We start from the raw sequence: 15,909 nt of genomic DNA, 5'->3' as shown, positions 1-15,909 counted from the left end.
ATGGGCGAAGCACTTCTCGAAGTCCGGGATTTGAAGACACATTTCCATACCTTCGGCGGCGTGGTGAAAGCCGTCGACGGCGTCAGCTTCGACGTCCGCCCGGGCGAGGTGGTCGGCCTTGTCGGCGAGTCCGGCGGCGGCAAATCCGTCATCGGATTTTCCATTCTCGGCCTCATTGACCCACCCGGACGGATCGAGGCAGGCAGCATTGTCTTTGCCGGCGAAGATCTGACGCGCAAGAGCGAGGACCAGATGCGCGCTGTCCGCGGTGGCCAGATCGCCATGGTTTTCCAGGACCCCATGACGTCGCTCAATCCGGTCTACACGGTCGGGCGCCAGATGGACGAAATGCTGCGCCTGCATACCGACCTCGATCAGAAAGCGCGGCGTGCACGCTGCATCGAGATGCTCGAAGATGTCGGCATCTCGGAGGCCGCCAGCCGCCTCGACGCCTATCCGCACCAGTTTTCTGGCGGCATGCGCCAGCGCGTCGTGATTGCCATTGCGCTCCTGGCCGGTTCCCGTCTGATCATCGCGGACGAACCGACCACGGCCCTCGATGTCACCGTCCAGGCCCAGATCTTGAAGCTGATGCGCCGCCAAATCGTCGATCGCGGGGCCGCCATGATCCTAGTGACCCACGATCTCGCGGTTGTCTCCGAAATGGCGGACCGGGTGGTCGTGCTTTATTGCGGCAAGGTCGTCGAGCGGGGACTCACGAGCGAGATCATCGAGTCCCCCGCCCATCCCTATACGCGCGGGCTCCTCGACAGCATTCCGAAGATCACCGATCGACGGGAACGCCTCAGCCAGATCCCCGGCACCGTGCCGGACATTCGCACCCTTGGGCATGGGTGCAGTTTCAGGGACCGGTGTTTCAGAGCCCAGGCCATCTGCTCGGCAGAAACGCCGGCGCTCACACCCGTGCGCGGATCGCTCGATGCAGCCTGCCACTTTCCGCTGGAGGAGCTTGCCCCATGACGACCCCCGTGCTTGAGGTCCGAGGCCTGGTCAAAGCCTTTCCCGTGGGAGGTCTTTTCGATCGGCTACAGTTCGGAAAGGGAAAACTACTCGCTCCCCAGAAGCAGTTGCGGGCGGTCAATGGTGTCGACCTCTCAATTGCGCCCGGCGAGGTCATGGCCCTGGTAGGCGAATCCGGCTGCGGCAAGTCGACCGTGGCGAAGACCATTGCCCGGATCTACGAGCCGACATCAGGCGAGATCCGGATTGACGGCGAAGACATTTCACGGATGCAGTTTCGCGAAATGCGCCCGATCCGCCGCAAGCTGCAGATGATCTTCCAGGACCCTTATGCCTCTCTCGACCCGCGGCAGCGGGTCAGGGACATTGTGATGGAGCCGAGGCGCGCTCAGGCCGGGGGCAAGCTCAGCCGACGCGAACTCCATGACGAGGCCATCGCACTTCTGGCGAAGGTCGGCCTCAACGCCGAACAGGCTGGACGCTACCCGCATCAGTTTTCGGGAGGTCAGCGGCAGCGTATCGGCATCGCACGCGCATTGTCGGTCCGGCCAAAGATCATCATCGCCGACGAGCCCGTCTCGGCGCTCGACGTCTCGATCCAGGCGCAGATCCTCAATCTGATGATGGACCTGCGAGACGAGTTCGGCCTCTCCTATCTGTTCGTCTCGCATGACCTCTCGGTGGTTCACCACATCGCCGACCGGATCGGCGTCATGTATCTCGGCTTCATGGTGGAGACGGCCAGCCGCGACCAGTTGTTCAGCCAGCCGAAACATCCCTACACGCAGGTTCTGCTTTCGGCCGCGCCGACCATCGACAAGTCGTTGACAAAACCGAAGATCGAGATCGTCGGAGAAGTGCCAAGCGCACTGCGCCTGCCCTCCGGCTGCTGCTTCAGAACCCGCTGCCCTATGGCCTTTGATCGATGTGCGATCGACCGTCCCGTGCTGACCGCCCAGCCGGATGGCAGCGCTGTTGCATGCCACCTCCATGATCGCAATGATGCCGAAAGGAAAAGCCAGTGAGTTCCCCCGTCGTCATTGTCCAACCGCGCCTCGCCCTCGAAGATCCGCATGACTGCACCGATGCGAATGACATGCTGGCCGTCTTCGACGCCCTGTTCGACGGACTTGTGCGCTATGGCAAGGATGGCGGCTACCTGCCAGCACTCGCAAGCTCCTGGGATGTCACATCGGATGCGCGACACTGGACATTCAGGCTGAGGGAAGACTTGAGCTTTCACGATGGGAGCCCCTGCGATGCGGCTGCCGTCTGCCAATCGCTGACACGCATGGCTCGTCCTGACAAAGGCTACACGCTGGGCGCGCCTGGGGTCTGGCATCAGTATCTCGGCGATGCGGAGATCGAGGCAGTCGATCCCCTGACGGTCTCGATCCGCCTGTCGAAGCCGATCGCCGATCTCCTTGACATCGTGGTTTACGGCTACGTGGTCGCTCCCTCAGCATTGGACCGCTACGAGGCGGGAGACACGTCAAAGCCGGTCGGTACAGGCCCTTATCGTCTGGTTTCCTACGAACCCGGCCATGCGCTCCACCTCCGGCGTTTCGATGGCTGGCATCGCGAGCGACCAACAAATGCTGAACTGACCTTTCGCCTGGAGCCGAACCGGGACACGCGGCTGGAGATGCTGATCTCCGGCCAGGCGCAGGTGGCAAACAGCCTCGATTTCGAAGCCTCCAAGGCGCTCGAGGACACAGGCCAGCATACGCGGGTCACATCGCTCGTGCCCGTCGCCATCATCTATCTCTTCAATGCCTTCAAGGGGCCGCTGACCGACAGTCGCGTTCGCCGCGCTCTCAATCTGGCGATTGACCGCCAGGCCCTGATCGATCGGGTTGTCAGAGGTGCAGCAAAGCCACTGACTGGCTTCGTCAGCCCGGTTCATTTCGGCAGCCTGCCGTCAGAGGATCTGCGCCCCGATCAGGATCTGGCAAAAAGGCTGCTCGCGGAAGCTGGATTTGACGAAGGCCTCACCATCGAGGTCGATTGCCCGACACGCCTTCCCGATGAGGCCGAGGCGCTGACAGCGGCTCTTGCGGAGCAGCTTGCCGCAATCGGGGTGACGCTGGACGTTCACCTCCACACAGACCGCGAAGCCTATGCGCATGGTGTCCGCCTGAAGCAGGTGCGCGACATGTGCGTTTTCGATTCCAGCCCCTTGAGCACCTTCCGCATCCTCGCGGAGAAGATCGATCACAGGGCTAAGGGCTCCTGGTGGCTGGGCTTTCACAACGCCGAGGCCGAAGACTTGCTCGATAGGGGCCGGGCAACTGTTGATTTGAATGAACGTGCGGAGATCTTCGAGAAGGCCTTCCGCGCGCTGCAAGTGGATCCCCCATGGCTCTATCTCTACAATCCGCTGAGGGTGACAGGCCTCTCCGGGTCCTGGCCAGACTGGCGCATGCGCCAGGATTGCGTGCTCGACGTGACGCGGCTCCCTGACTTCCAGTCCGGGAAGAAAGCATCATGAGGCGCGTCGATCTGATCATCAGCGGCGGAACCGTCCTCACCATGGACGGAAGTCGCCGCGTGCTCGACAAGGGTGCGCTCGCCGTTCTCGACGATCGCATCTTCGCGGTCGGGCATGCGGACGAGATCGCCAGAGAATACCAGGCCGAGCGCCAGATCGACGCAAGCGGCAAGGTGGTGATGCCCGGAATGATCGACGTCCATGCCCATGCCGGCCACGGTCTGATCAAGACCATGGGCATGGAGCAAGGCAATCACTGGGAAGAGATATGCAACGCAGCCTATACCGTCGGCTCGACACCCGAATTCTGGTTCGCGGAGGCGCGGCTTGCCGCCCTCGAACGCCTGCGCTTCGGCGTTACCACCGGCGTTTCGCTTCTAGGTGGCGGCGACACGATCATGCGGACGGATGACGTCGCCTATGGAAGCGCCCACTGCGAGGGCGTCGCCGCAGTCCGCACGCGCTCGGTCGTCGCCGTCGGACCAACCCGCCCTCCGCATCCGCGAACCTATGCATCTTGGCACGATGGCAAGGCGTCAGAACGGCCTGTAACCTTCTTGGAACAGTTTGCTGTCAGCCGGAAACTGCTTGATCTGTGGCACGGTCGCGAACGCTTGAAGATCGCCTTGCTCACCCCCGTCCTGCGTGACGAACATCAGCGCGACATGTCAGCCGCAGACTACGAAGCCGCGGTCGCCCAGACTAAGGCCGTGAGGGCGCTCTCGCGCGAGGCGGGCGTGGTCTTCACCCAAGATGGCCACTGGAAGGGCTCAGTCTCCCGCGCCGAAAAGCTCGGCATCCTCGGACCGGACGCGCTGTTGTCCCACGCCATCGACATCACGCCAGAAGAGATCCGCATCATCGCCGACACCGGCACCCGCATCGCCCACAATCCCAGCGCCATCGCCTCCATCCTTGGCCGGTGCCCGGCGATCGAATTGATCGAGGCCGGCGCTGTCGTCGCGATCGGCTCCGATGCAACCGCGCCAGACCGATCGGCGGACATGTTCCGGCACATGCAGCAATGCATGCATTATCACCGCACCCATTTTCGCGATCCCTCGGTCCTGCCTCCGGGCAAGGCCCTTGAGATGGTGACGATCGATGCGGCGACCGCCCTGGGGCTAGACCGGGACCTCGGCTCCCTTGAGGTCTGCAAGAAAGCCGATATCGTGGTGGTCGACATGAAGCGCCCTCACCTCGCACCCTACCAGATGCCCATTTTCCGCCTGGCCTATTTCGCCAATGGCAATGACGTCGACACCGTCGTGATCGACGGCCAGATCCTGCTTGCAGGTGGCCGCCCCCTGCTGACCGACCTCGATGAGGTCGTCGCAGAAGCCGACAGGCAAGCCCGGTTGCTCATCGAGTGCATGGGCCTCGAAAATATGATTGGCCAGCCCGAGGGCTTTTTTGGCCATGCAAGATATCCAAAACATCAAGGAGACAGCCAATGATGAGGCTGAATGAAGAGGCAAGAGGCGTCTACGTCATAGCCCTCACCCCTTTCACGGAAACGGGTGATCTCGACCTGGAAAGCACGGACCGCATGGTCGATTTCTACCTCGAGCGCGGCGCGACGGGACTGACCGTGCTGGGAATGATGGGGGAAGCGCAAAAGCTCACCATCGAGGAATCGCAGACCTATGTTCGACGCATCCTTCGCAGGGTCGATGGCCGCGTGCCGGTTGTTGCGGGCGTCTCTGCTGCGGGCTTTGCCCAGATGCAGGCTCTGACTTCGATGGTCATGGATGACGGCGCGGCAGGTGTGATGATCGCTCCGCCCTCGTCCCTGCGGAACGATCAGCAGATCGTCACCTACTATAAGCAGGCGGCGGAGTTCATCGGCGATACGCCTTTCGTGCTGCAGGATTTCCCGCTCGTCACGAGCGTCACCATCCCCGTCTCCGTCATCCAGACGATCATCGATCAGATCCCGACCTGCGTCTGCCTCAAACACGAGGACTGGCCCGGTCTGTCCAAGATTACTGCACTACGAACCGCTTCGGAGACGACTGGCAAGAGGCGCATATCAATCCTGTGCGGCAATGGCGGCGTCTTCCTGCCGGAAGAGATGGCGCGCGGGGCAGACGGTGCGATGACCGGCTTTGCCTATCCCGAAATGATGCGCGACGTCGTTCACTATAGCGAGCAGGGAAATCCGGAGCGCGCGCAGGATATCTTCGACGCTTACCTTCCCCTCGCCCGCTACGAACAGCAACCGGGCCTCGGCCTCTCCATCCGGAAATACATCATGGCGAAACGCAGCGCGATCGCTACGCCGGCACTGCGCAAACCGGGAGGAGCCCTATCCCCAGCCGATATCGGCGAGATCGAGCGCCTTATCGCGCGCCAGGACAGAAGATTGAAGGAGCTCGGCTGATGGAACTCGGCTTGAAAAACAAAACCGCTCTCGTGCTGGGTGCAAGCCGCGGATTGGGTGCCGCGATCGCGCGTGGTCTCGCGGAAGAAGGGGTGACAGTCCATGCCGCCGCCCGCAACACCTCGGCCATCTCGGCATGGGCTTCCGAGCTCGCACCAACGGCCGGTCCTGTCATCCCGCTGCAGCTCGACCTCTCGGATATCGACAGCGTGAATAAGGCAGTCCAGTTGCTCGTAGCAAATGGGGGTGTCGACATCCTCGTCAACAATTCGGGCGGCCCGCCACCGGCCGCAGCCGTCGATGCGAAACGGACGGACTGGCTCAATCATTTTGAGACGATGGCCGCCAACATCTTCCACCTGACCACCAGCCTCTTGCCCAGCATGCGGGAAAAGCGCTGGGGTCGGATCATATCGATCGCTTCGTCAGGGGTAGAGCAGCCGATCGCACGGCTGGCACTCTCAAACGGCATCCGCTCGGCCTTGATCGGCTGGTCGAAAACACTTGCGGCGGAAGTGGCCGCGGACGGCGTTACCGTGAACGTCCTTCTTCCGGGACGCATTCACACAAAAAGGGTGGACGAACTCGACGCAGCCGCAGCCAGCCGCTCAGCCAAGAGTGTCGAGGAGATCGCCGCCGAATCCGCGGCCGGCATTCCGACGGGACGCTACGGTCGGCCGGAGGAATTCGCCGCCGTTGCCGTCTTCCTGGCCTCAGAGCCCGCCTCTTACGTAACCGGAAGCAAGATCCGCGTGGATGGCGGGGCCATCAGATCCGTCTGAAGCCAGATTAAGCGAAACGGACGAACATCCAAAATGTCCGTCCGACACCCCTTCTCTCTGAGCACGACGTGCCATCCGATTTGCAGGGCCGCGCCAACTGAAGGGGTCAGGCAGTGAGAAAATCCGCCATCTCCGCATGGTAGAAGGTTTTCGTCCGCGGGCCCGTGATGATGGGATCAATACGGCGGACACACTCCAGATAATGCGCGGTCTTGCGGTGCTCATCAAGCGCCTCTGCAGACTTGAATACCTCATAGATGACGAAGCTGTGGTCATCCTCGGGGCTGCGTAGCACGTCAAAGCGCAGGTTTCCCGGCTCGCGACGAGTGCCTTCATAGTTGATCCGGAAAGCATCGAGAAACTCGTCGACATGGCCTTGCTGGACGTGAATTGCGACCATTTGAATGAGCATATCTTTATCCTGACTTGTTGTTCTATCTTGAAATTCAGAGGCCGGGTGCCTTCCACATGGCCGTGGTAATGCCCTCATCGACAAGCTGGCGCTGCAATGAGTAGGCGCGAGCCCATCGGTCGCCCGCGTGATCATAGATGGCCTTGTGCGCGGGATTTGGTTCGAAGTGTTTGTCCCAGCGGACCCAGCTTTCCGCAGCCTCGACAAAATCGCGTCTCAGGCCAATGCCGATCGCAGCGGAAGCAGCACATCCAAAGGCGGTTGCCTCCTTCACGACAGGTGTCACGACAGGCAGCCCCGTGGCATCCGACAGGATCTGTGACCAGTGGGCAGATTTCGACGCACCGGCAGCAAAAACGATCCTTTCAGGTGTCTTCCCCGTCAGCCTGAAAATCGCATCGAGATTGCGTGCAGCAACGATGGCTGCATTCTCCTGCAAGGCCCGAAAGATGGCAGCCTTGCCGGACTTGTCCGGATCGATCGACAGGTTCAGCAAGGAAGGCGCAGCGTGGTACCAATTGCCGTAATGCATGACGTCGGAGAACACGGGAATGATCCCGTAGGCGCCAGGCGGAATGGCCGCTGCCTTTTGCTCCAATAGCGTGTAGGCGTCTCTGTCTGGTCCGGCAGCGGTCATTTCTTCCGCACCAAAGCTGTCACGGAACCAGCGCATGACGGCGCCCACAAAGAAGCTGATCGCCTCGGCCTGGTTGAGCCCGGTTACAACATGCGGATTAATCCGCAGGTCCATCGACGGATCGGATACATCGAGACCGACATTGACGACCTGCTGCCAGAACGTGCCGCCAAGCACGGCGCAGTCCCCTTCCTGCACAACACCGATCGCTGCCGCACCGCTTTGACAGTCGCCACCTCCCATGATCACGGGTGTTCCCGCCTCAAGTCCCGTTTCCAGCGAAGCCTTTTCGGTCACCCGGCCGATCATCGTTCCCGGCTCGACGCTCTCTGGAAAGATGTCAACGCGCAGGCCGGCCTTGGCCATGGCATCTGGCAGCCAGTCGCGCGCCGTCAGACTGTATAGGCCGGTCGTTCCCGCATTGGAGGGCTCGCTGGCGATAACACCGGAGAGACGGGCCAGAACCCAATCGGACAACATGCTGATGCGGTGAATGCGGCCATAGACATCCGGCAGGTTTCGCTTGAGCCACAAGAGCCGCGGCAGAGCCCCCAGCGCAAAGGTCTGTCCGCTTTTCTCATAGAGCTCTCGCTCCAGTTCCGGGAATTCCCGCTTCAGGTCGCGGACTTCGTTGACGGAGCGGCTATCGACATTGGCGCAGGCCCAGATCTCCTGGCCGCTGCGATCATAGGCGACAATCGCCTCGCGCATGCTGGTTGCGCTGACTGCCCTGACATCACCAGCCTTGATGCCGGCTTCGGCGATGGCTCCACGAATGGCATGTGAAAGAAGAGACCAGTTTCCCTCTACGTCGAAATCCATGGAGCCGGGAAACCGCGGATCTGCCTTGTGCCACCATTCATGCTGCGCACTCGCCACCTGGTTTCCGTTCTCGTCGAAAATGACGGCGCGCCCGCTGCCTGTTCCGGCATCGATAGCGAGCAGATAGGAAGTGGTCATGATGTCAGTCCTTCATTTCAAGGAGGCCCGCAGCCGTCGTCTCGTCGGTAATCAGGATCCCGACGAACTTGCCACGCAATGCGGCATGGATAGCTGGCACCTTGTGCGCACCGCCGGCTGCGGCCACGACCTTCTCGGCGCGAGACAGTGCCGCCAGCTTGACCCCGATGACCCTGTCATGGAGAGGCAGATCGAGCGGCTCGCCGCGTTCATCGTAGAACTGGCACAGGATATCGCCGACAGCACCCTTGCGGCGCAAAGGCTCGACCTCATCCGGGCTCACATAGCCGGAACGCACGACTGTCGAGGCTCCGGAAAGTTCACCAATACCCACCAGCTGGTAGGTCGCGTTGAGAGCCATATCGAGGAGATTGGCAACGGCAGGCTCGGAGGAGAGATTGCGCGCAACATCGGGGTCGCGGACCACGAGCGGGGCAGGAACAAGGTGAACGCTGCTTCCCCAGTTGGCCGTGCGCATCCCGTCGACATAGGTACCGACACCCCCGGTCAGGCTGACCAGGCCGATATTGCGCTCGTTTGCTAGGTGTCCAAGGCGTTGGATCGTATTCGAAACCGTTGCCCCCCAGCCGACGGCGAGCAGATCATTCGTCTGAAGCCTTTGCATGAGAAATTGTGCTGCAGCCTGGCCAAGGCGATCACTCGGATCCTGATCGGGAAGCTGCGGGACGACATAGGCTTCCAGGAGGCCATAACGCTCCTTGATTTGCCGCTCGAGTGTGAGGCAACCCTGGTAGCGCGAGTTGATACGCACCTGGATTATCCCCGATCGGCGCCCGCTTTCCAGGAGCCGGGATACCTTGATCCGCGACATGTTGAGCTTGTCGCCGATCTCATTCTGGGTCAGGCCGTCGTTATAATAGTACCATGCGATCCGCGTGAGGATTTCCTCATCTGCGTCCGCATAACTCCATTCACCATTTTCCGATGCCATGCGCCAGGGCTCCCTCGGCCTTTTTCTGATCATTTGCATATCAAATAAACATTTGATCCGTCAACGTCGGGTTTGGCAGAAAAAATTACCACGCACCTAATCATTTGATTTCCGCCCAAAATTCATCATTTGCAATGCAACATTGTGACATCAGGAGCGATCCGGTTCTCGTGAACATGTTGACGAACCCGAACCGTTGTGATCATTTGATTACCAGATCATACATATGAACAGGTGCAGCATGACAGGTAGCCAGACGACCGGGAGGGTCGCGAAGCTCACCGAAATCTGGAAATCCTACGGCGCAATCCCCGTGCTGAAAGGCGTTTCGCTCGATTTGCGAGCCGGAGAGGTTCACGCCCTCCTCGGCGGCAATGGTGCGGGCAAATCCACGCTGATGAAGATCATGTCGGGCGTGATCGCGGCCAATTCGGGCTCGATCGAGATCGATGGACAGGCACTAACACATGCGTCGCCCGCCCAGGCCCAGGCACTCGGTCTCTATCTCGTTCCGCAGGAAGCGCACATTCTGCCCAACCAGACTGTTCTGGAGAACATCTGCCTTGGCCTCCGGCCCTCGCCACCGACCCTTCGCCCCCGTGTCGAGCAACTCATCGCCGAGCTCTCGGTAACGCTTGATCTCGAGGGACAGGCTGCAGCCCTGGAGATCGCGGAACGACAGATCGTCGAGATCTTGCGCGGTCTTGTGCGCGATGCACGCGTCCTCATTCTCGATGAACCCACATCGGCGCTGACCACGTTTGAAACCAGCGCACTGTTTGACCGCGTCCGAAAACTACAGGCGCAGGGGGTCGGCATATTCTTCATCTCCCACAAGCTACGCGAGATCCGGGAAATCTGCGGGACGATCAGCGTCTTGCGCGATGGGCTTATCGTGCTTTCAGGGTCTCTCGACAGTTTTACCGATGCAGCCATCGTCGAAGCGATGAGCCGGGTCCAGATCGGGGCGACGCCTTCGAGGATTCGACAGCAGCGCGTCGCAGACAAGACGGATGCGCCTCGCCTTTCCGTATCCAGATTGAGTGGCGAAGGATTTCAGGACATCAGCCTTCAGGTCCGCAGTGGCGAGATCCTGGGGCTTGCCGGCGTCGTTGGCGCGGGACGAACAGAGCTCGCCGAAACCCTGTTCGGCCTGAGACATCAGTCGGCAGGAACAGTCACACTTGATGGACAGGAGCTGAGGAAGAGGTCTCCACGCATCTGCATCGATCGCGGGCTCGTCTACTTGCCGGAGGATCGTCAGCAGCACGGGCTTTTCCTCGAAGCACCCCTCTTCTGGAACGTCTCCTCCTATCTCGTGCACCGCCTGCCATTCTTCCTGCGGCCAGGCTCCGAGAGAAAGAGCTTTGAGGCCTTTCGTCAGTCCATGGGCATCAAATGCAGCGGCCCCGGCCAGGAGGCGCGCGGCCTGTCGGGCGGCAATCAACAGAAGGTCCTCATGGCGAAATGCCTTGCAGCAGGACCGAAGGTGCTGATCCTCGACGAACCGACACGTGGCGTAGACGTTGCGGCGCGCAACGACATCTACAATCTTATTGAAAAGCTCGCCCTCGAAGGCGTGGCGATCATCCTCATTTCCTCCGACTTCGACGAAATCGAGCAATTGGCCGACCGGGTCGAAGTCATGGCCTTCGGACGGCAAGGTAGCGAACTGAAGGACGACATCTCGGTCGATGCGATTGCGCGGCTTGCCTTCGGCGCTTCGGAGGCCCGTCATGCTTGACCTTTTTGCCAAGAACCGCGTCGCAACCCTCCTTATCGTTCTTGCCCTCGCCTACGCCGCCATCGGCGCTGCGGCACCGGGCTATCTTTCAGGCGCGACGCTTTCTTCTGTCCTTTCGAGCAGCCTTGTCCTGATGCTGATCTCGCTCGGCACCATGATCGTCATCCTGACGCGCAACATCGACGTCTCGAGTGGCTCGGTCCTCGGTTTGAGCGCAGCCGTTCTCGGTCTCTCGTTAGATGCCGGCATGAGCCTGCCGCTGGCAATCGCTGCATGCCTTCTAACAGGCGCACTCGCCGGCGCATTCAACGGTCTGATGGTGGCCTATCTCGGCATCCCCTCCATCGTGGCGACTCTTGGAACACTTGGCCTCTACCGTGGCATCATGCTGGTCATGACGGGCGGTCGGTGGATCGAAGACCTCCCGCAAGGCCTGAAGGCACTGGCCTCCAATCTCGGCTTTGGCTTTTCCTCTCTTACGGTCGTCGTCCTCGCGCTCGTTGTTCTGACCTGGATTGGCCTTCGCAAGACACGGTTCGGCCGCTTCTTCTATGCTGTCGGCGACAACAAGGCGGCCGCTCACCATCTGGGTGTGCCGGTGCACCGAGTTCAGTTTGCCGCCTTTGTGGCGACAGGCATCTGCTCGGCCCTCGCTGGCCTCGTCTTTGCAGCCCAGATCGGATTTATCCCGAACCAGGCTGGCAACGGGATCGAGTTGAAGGCCATTGCAGTCAACGTACTCGGCGGCGTCAGCCTCCTTGGAGGCACGGGCTCGGTCGCTGGCGTCTTTGCCGCGGTGATCTTCATCACCTCGATCGACAGTGCGCTCGTGTTCCTGAAGATTCCCGCCTACTGGAACGACTTCATCGCCGGCGCACTGCTCTTGAGCGTGTTGCTGCTTGATGGCCGGATCCGGCAGCTGATTGATCGGCGCATCCGTGCCCGCCGCTATGCGGTCCACGAACGCGCGCCATCTCCCGAACAGACAACCACAAGCACCGCGGAGGCTGCCCGATGAAGAATCTCTTCTTCCGCTGGGAGACCGCTCTCCTTGCCATGCTCGTTGTCGAACTCGCGGTCTTCGGGTTGATCAATCCCAGGTTCCTGAACGTCGCGAACCTCGTCTATGGCACGTCCGACTTCATCCAGATCGGGATGGTCGCCCTGCCGCTGACCTTAGTCATCATAGCCGGTGGCATTGACGTTTCCTTCGCTTCGGTGATCGGCCTGGCAGCCATCATCTTCGGCGTTGCTACATTTTACGGCGTCCCTCTACCGCTGGCGATCGCTTTGGCACTCGCGACGGGCGGCCTGTGTGGCCTGTTCAATGCGACGCTCATTCACCTGTCGAAGATCCAGCCCCTCGTTGTCACACTGGGAAGCCTTTATCTGTTCCAGGGCACGGCCACAGTTGCATCCGGCCTCGTCGGCGCTGGTGGATATGAGGGAATTGGCAACTTCCCTGAGGCTTTCAACGCCTTTGGATATGCCGAGTTTCTCGGGCTGCCTGCGTCGCTCGCACTCTTCCTCGCGCTCGCCTTTGTTCTTGTTGTCCTGCTGCATTTCACCCGTTTCGGTCGCACTGTCTTCCTCGCGGGGCAGTCCGAGGACGCCGCACGCTTCGCCGGTATTCCCGTCAGGCAGGTTCAGACGATCACCTATGTGATCACAGGCCTTTCGGCAGCAATCGCCGGCCTCGTGATGTCGGCCTATTTCGGCTCGGCCCGCGTCGATCTGGGTTCCGCGACGCTGCTGCCGGCAGTCACTGCAGCCGTACTCGGTGGCGCATCGATCTATGGCGGCCAGGGCTCCATCCTGGGCACGCTCCTTGCAACATTCGTCATCGGCTATCTGCAGCAGGGTCTGCAGGCAGCCGGGGTCCCCAGCCAGATTTCCAGCGCGCTTTCGGGAGGGTTGCTGGTTGTCGCGGTCGCAATGCGTCATGGGAGCGCAATGCTGGCCGATTTCATCGCCGTTGCCCGGCAACAGAAAAAGCCTACGGCAACGGTTACTTCAGGAGGAGAAAGTAAATGATCAAGACCATATTGAAATCGGGCGCTCTGGCGAGCGTTCTAGCAGCCGGAACCATGCTGGGCGCGGGTTCGGCCAGTGCCGAAAATCAGATTGCCTTCATCCCCAAGCTGGTCGGTGTCGGCTTCTTCACGTCGGGTGGCGCAGGTGCCGTCAAAGCCGGCGAAGAGCTCGGCGCCAAGGTGACCTATGACGGACCGACTGAGCCGAGTGTTTCGGGCCAGGTGCAGTTCATCAACAACTATGTAAACCAGGGCTACAATGCCCTGATCGTATCATCGGTTTCGCCTGACGGCCTGTGCCCTGCCCTGAAGCGCGCCATGGAACGCGATGTTCTTGTCATGACCTGGGACAGCGACGTCAACCCGGATTGCCGCAGCTACTACATCAACCAGGGAACGCCGGAGCAGCTTGGCAGTCTGCTGGTCGAGATGGCAGCAGAAGGCGTGACGAAGGAAAAGGCAAAGGTCGCCTTCTTCTACTCGAGCCCGACCGTCACCGACCAGAATGCCTGGGCGGAAGCGGCAAAGCAGAAGATTGCCAAGGAGCACCCGGGTTGGGAGATCGTCACCACCCAATACGGTTACAATGATGCGCAGAAGTCCCTGCAGACGGCCGAGAGCATTCTGCAGACCTATCCCGACCTCGATGCAATCATCGCGCCTGACGCCAATGCACTTCCTGCTGCAGCGCAGGCCGCCGAAAACCTCAAGCGTGCCGAAGGTGTGACGATTGTCGGCTTCTCCACGCCAAACGTCATGCGCCCCTACATCGAGCGCGGCACGATCCAGCGCTTCGGTCTCTGGGACGTCACGCAGCAGGGCAAAATCTCCGTCTACGTCGCCGATCACGTCCTGAAGAACGGACCGATGAAGGTTGGCGACAAGCTGGAAATCCCAGGCGTTGGCACAGTCGAAGTCTCGGCAAACAGCGTCCAGGGTTACGACTACGAGGCGGAGGGCAATGGCATCATCCTGCTTCCGGAGCGGACCGTCTTTACCAAGGACAACATCGGCAACTTCGACTTCTAACAAGCTGACGAACTCACGGCGGGCGGCTTCGGCTGCCCGCCGACTTCATTCAAAAGACAGGATATGCCGATGCAAAGCCGCTGGAACGACGAAGACGCAAACCGCTATGTGGTAGCCGCACGCGCTGCCGGCCAAAGTGATGCACTCGGCCTTCGGATCTACTCCTCCCGCATCATCGGTGGCGATCCGGACCTCGTTCTGCACGGAGGCGGCAACACATCGGTGAAGGTCGTCGCCGATGATGGCTCGACGCTCATGCACATCAAAGGCAGCGGATGGGATCTCGACACGATCGAAGCGCCAGGGCTCCCTGCCGTGCACCTCGCTCCCCTGCTTGAGGTGCGCGAAGGACCAAAGCTCTCCGATCCCGACATGGTCACGCTGCTACGCCGGAACCTGATCGCAGCGGATGCACCGAACCCATCGGTAGAAGCATTGCTGCATGCCTTCCTGCCCTTCACCTTTGTCGATCACACACACGCGACGGCCATTCTCGCGCTGGCTGACCAGCCGGACATGCGCGAAACCGTAAAGCACATCTACGGCAGCCGCGTCGCCTATGTCCCTTACGTCATGCCGGGATTTGACCTCTCAATTGCAGGTAACCTGGTCTATCGGGAAAATCCGGGCTGCGAGGGGCTGTGGCTTGAAAACCACGGGCTTTTCACCTTCGCGAACGACGCTCGTACGTCCTATGAGCTGATGATTGAATTCGTGACGATGGCAGAGCAAGAACTCGACCGTGCAGGTGTCATGCTGACCGGGCCGCAGAGCAATGACGGCGAACAGGACCAGGCCCTCAAATTTCGGTTGGAACGCGCCTTGTCCCAGCCGAACTCACCATTCGAGAAAGCCATCTTTCTGGACTATCGCTCGACATCTGCCATCAGGGACTACGCCACCAACGAGCGGCTGGAGGACATCGCGCAGCGAGGGACCGTGACCCCTGACCACGTCATCCGGATCAAGCCCTGGCCGATGATCATCGAGGCCGACGCAGATGACGCGGCTATCAACAAGGCACTTGATGGCTACGCCAGCCTGTACACATCGTACTTCGAGCGCAATGCCTCGCGCCAAAGCGAGCCTAAGCAGATGCTTGATGTCTATCCGCGCGTGATCATTGTTCGGCACCAGGGCATGTATGCGCTCGGAAGCACGGAAAAAGCGGCAAAAATCGGCGGGGACCTATGCGAACAGGCGACCCGGGCAATCAATGCCGCCGAGGCTTACGGCAGGTTTACGCCGATCGGGGAAGCCGACCTCTTCGATATGGAATACTGGTCACTCGAGCAGGCCAAGTTGAAGGTGTAAGCACACTGAAAGCTGCCTCAGCAACGTCGTGCGCGCCCGATCTACAACCTGATAAGCGCTGATCATCGAACGACCTCCGACAATCCAGAGACGCAGTCCCGGAAGACCGCTTCCCGGGTCCGCGGACTCCTGTGCGATCGGCTTTGCCACGTCTGCCGGATCTATGTCCGCCTGAGCGTTGTGCCATCCAC

Annotated in this window: 14 protein-coding genes; 11 read left to right on the top strand and 3 right to left on the bottom strand. The window is 60.6% G+C overall.

From position 1 onward, the window contains the following. The 6 genes from AC02Y0_RS21590 to AC02Y0_RS21565 are packed head-to-tail and all read left to right on the top strand — an operon-like array spanning position 1 to position 6,637. The gene (locus tag AC02Y0_RS21590) at positions 1-981 is read left to right on the top strand and encodes an ABC transporter ATP-binding protein (RefSeq protein WP_476381200.1); all 981 of its coding nucleotides are present in this window, start codon (positions 1-3) and stop codon (positions 979-981) included. After that, a complete protein-coding gene (locus tag AC02Y0_RS21585) occupies positions 978-2,006 on the top strand; it encodes an ABC transporter ATP-binding protein (RefSeq protein WP_476381198.1) in 1,029 nt (342 codons plus the stop codon). The genes AC02Y0_RS21590 and AC02Y0_RS21585 overlap by 4 nt, the downstream gene beginning before the upstream one ends. Next, positions 2,003-3,472 carry an ABC transporter substrate-binding protein gene (locus tag AC02Y0_RS21580; RefSeq protein WP_476381196.1) on the top strand — a complete coding sequence of 490 codons (1,470 nt, stop codon included), beginning with the start codon at positions 2,003-2,005 and terminating at the stop codon, positions 3,470-3,472. The genes AC02Y0_RS21585 and AC02Y0_RS21580 overlap by 4 nt, the downstream gene beginning before the upstream one ends. Further along, on the top strand, positions 3,469-4,929 hold the full coding sequence (locus AC02Y0_RS21575; protein WP_476381194.1) for an amidohydrolase family protein: 1,461 nt from the start codon (positions 3,469-3,471) through the stop codon (positions 4,927-4,929). Before AC02Y0_RS21580 ends, AC02Y0_RS21575 begins: the two co-directional genes overlap by 4 nt. Further along, positions 4,926-5,855, top strand: a complete 930-nt coding sequence (locus AC02Y0_RS21570) for a dihydrodipicolinate synthase family protein (protein WP_476381192.1) — start codon at positions 4,926-4,928, stop codon at positions 5,853-5,855. The genes AC02Y0_RS21575 and AC02Y0_RS21570 overlap by 4 nt, the downstream gene beginning before the upstream one ends. After that, positions 5,855-6,637 (top strand): SDR family oxidoreductase, encoded by a 783-nt coding sequence (locus tag AC02Y0_RS21565; protein WP_476381190.1) that lies wholly within the window; start codon positions 5,855-5,857, stop codon positions 6,635-6,637. The genes AC02Y0_RS21570 and AC02Y0_RS21565 overlap by 1 nt, the downstream gene beginning before the upstream one ends. A 106-nt stretch (positions 6,638-6,743) precedes the next feature. Here AC02Y0_RS21565 and AC02Y0_RS21560 read toward each other — a convergent pair whose 3' ends face one another. The 3 genes from AC02Y0_RS21560 to AC02Y0_RS21550 are packed head-to-tail and all read right to left on the bottom strand — an operon-like array spanning position 6,744 to position 9,598. Further along, complete coding sequence (locus tag AC02Y0_RS21560; protein WP_476381188.1) at positions 6,744-7,049, bottom strand: antibiotic biosynthesis monooxygenase; 306 nt, start codon at positions 7,047-7,049, stop codon at positions 6,744-6,746. Positions 7,050-7,083: 34 nt separating this feature from the next. Then, a complete protein-coding gene (gene lsrK / locus AC02Y0_RS21555) occupies positions 7,084-8,646 on the bottom strand; it encodes an autoinducer-2 kinase (RefSeq protein WP_476381186.1) in 1,563 nt (520 codons plus the stop codon). Positions 8,647-8,650: 4 nt separating this feature from the next. Then, a complete protein-coding gene (locus tag AC02Y0_RS21550; protein ID WP_476381184.1) occupies positions 8,651-9,598 on the bottom strand; it encodes a sugar-binding transcriptional regulator in 948 nt (315 codons plus the stop codon). A gap of 241 nt (positions 9,599-9,839) precedes the next feature. Between AC02Y0_RS21550 and lsrA the strand changes: the two genes are divergently transcribed. The 5 genes from lsrA to AC02Y0_RS21525 all read left to right on the top strand — a co-directional run bounded on the left by lsrA (position 9,840) and on the right by AC02Y0_RS21525 (position 15,718). Next, positions 9,840-11,342, top strand: coding sequence for an autoinducer 2 ABC transporter ATP-binding protein LsrA (gene lsrA, locus AC02Y0_RS21545; protein WP_476381182.1), 1,503 nt, complete (start codon positions 9,840-9,842; stop codon positions 11,340-11,342). Beyond that, positions 11,335-12,360 carry an autoinducer 2 ABC transporter permease LsrC gene (lsrC, locus tag AC02Y0_RS21540; protein WP_476381180.1) on the top strand — a complete coding sequence of 342 codons (1,026 nt, stop codon included), beginning with the start codon at positions 11,335-11,337 and terminating at the stop codon, positions 12,358-12,360. The genes lsrA and lsrC overlap by 8 nt, the downstream gene beginning before the upstream one ends. Continuing rightward, positions 12,357-13,376 (top strand): ABC transporter permease subunit, encoded by a 1,020-nt coding sequence (locus AC02Y0_RS21535; protein ID WP_476381178.1) that lies wholly within the window; start codon positions 12,357-12,359, stop codon positions 13,374-13,376. Before lsrC ends, AC02Y0_RS21535 begins: the two co-directional genes overlap by 4 nt. Further along, positions 13,373-14,404 (top strand): autoinducer 2 ABC transporter substrate-binding protein LsrB, encoded by a 1,032-nt coding sequence (lsrB, locus tag AC02Y0_RS21530; RefSeq protein ID WP_476381177.1) that lies wholly within the window; start codon positions 13,373-13,375, stop codon positions 14,402-14,404. Before AC02Y0_RS21535 ends, lsrB begins: the two co-directional genes overlap by 4 nt. Positions 14,405-14,473: 69 nt before the next feature. Next, the gene (locus tag AC02Y0_RS21525; RefSeq protein ID WP_476381176.1) at positions 14,474-15,718 is read left to right on the top strand and encodes a class II aldolase/adducin family protein; all 1,245 of its coding nucleotides are present in this window, start codon (positions 14,474-14,476) and stop codon (positions 15,716-15,718) included. Positions 15,719-15,909: the final 191 nt, after the last annotated feature.

Source organism: Allorhizobium sp. nf9_anc, assembly GCF_056323085.1.
This window is presented reverse-complemented; position numbering and strand designations above follow the sequence as displayed.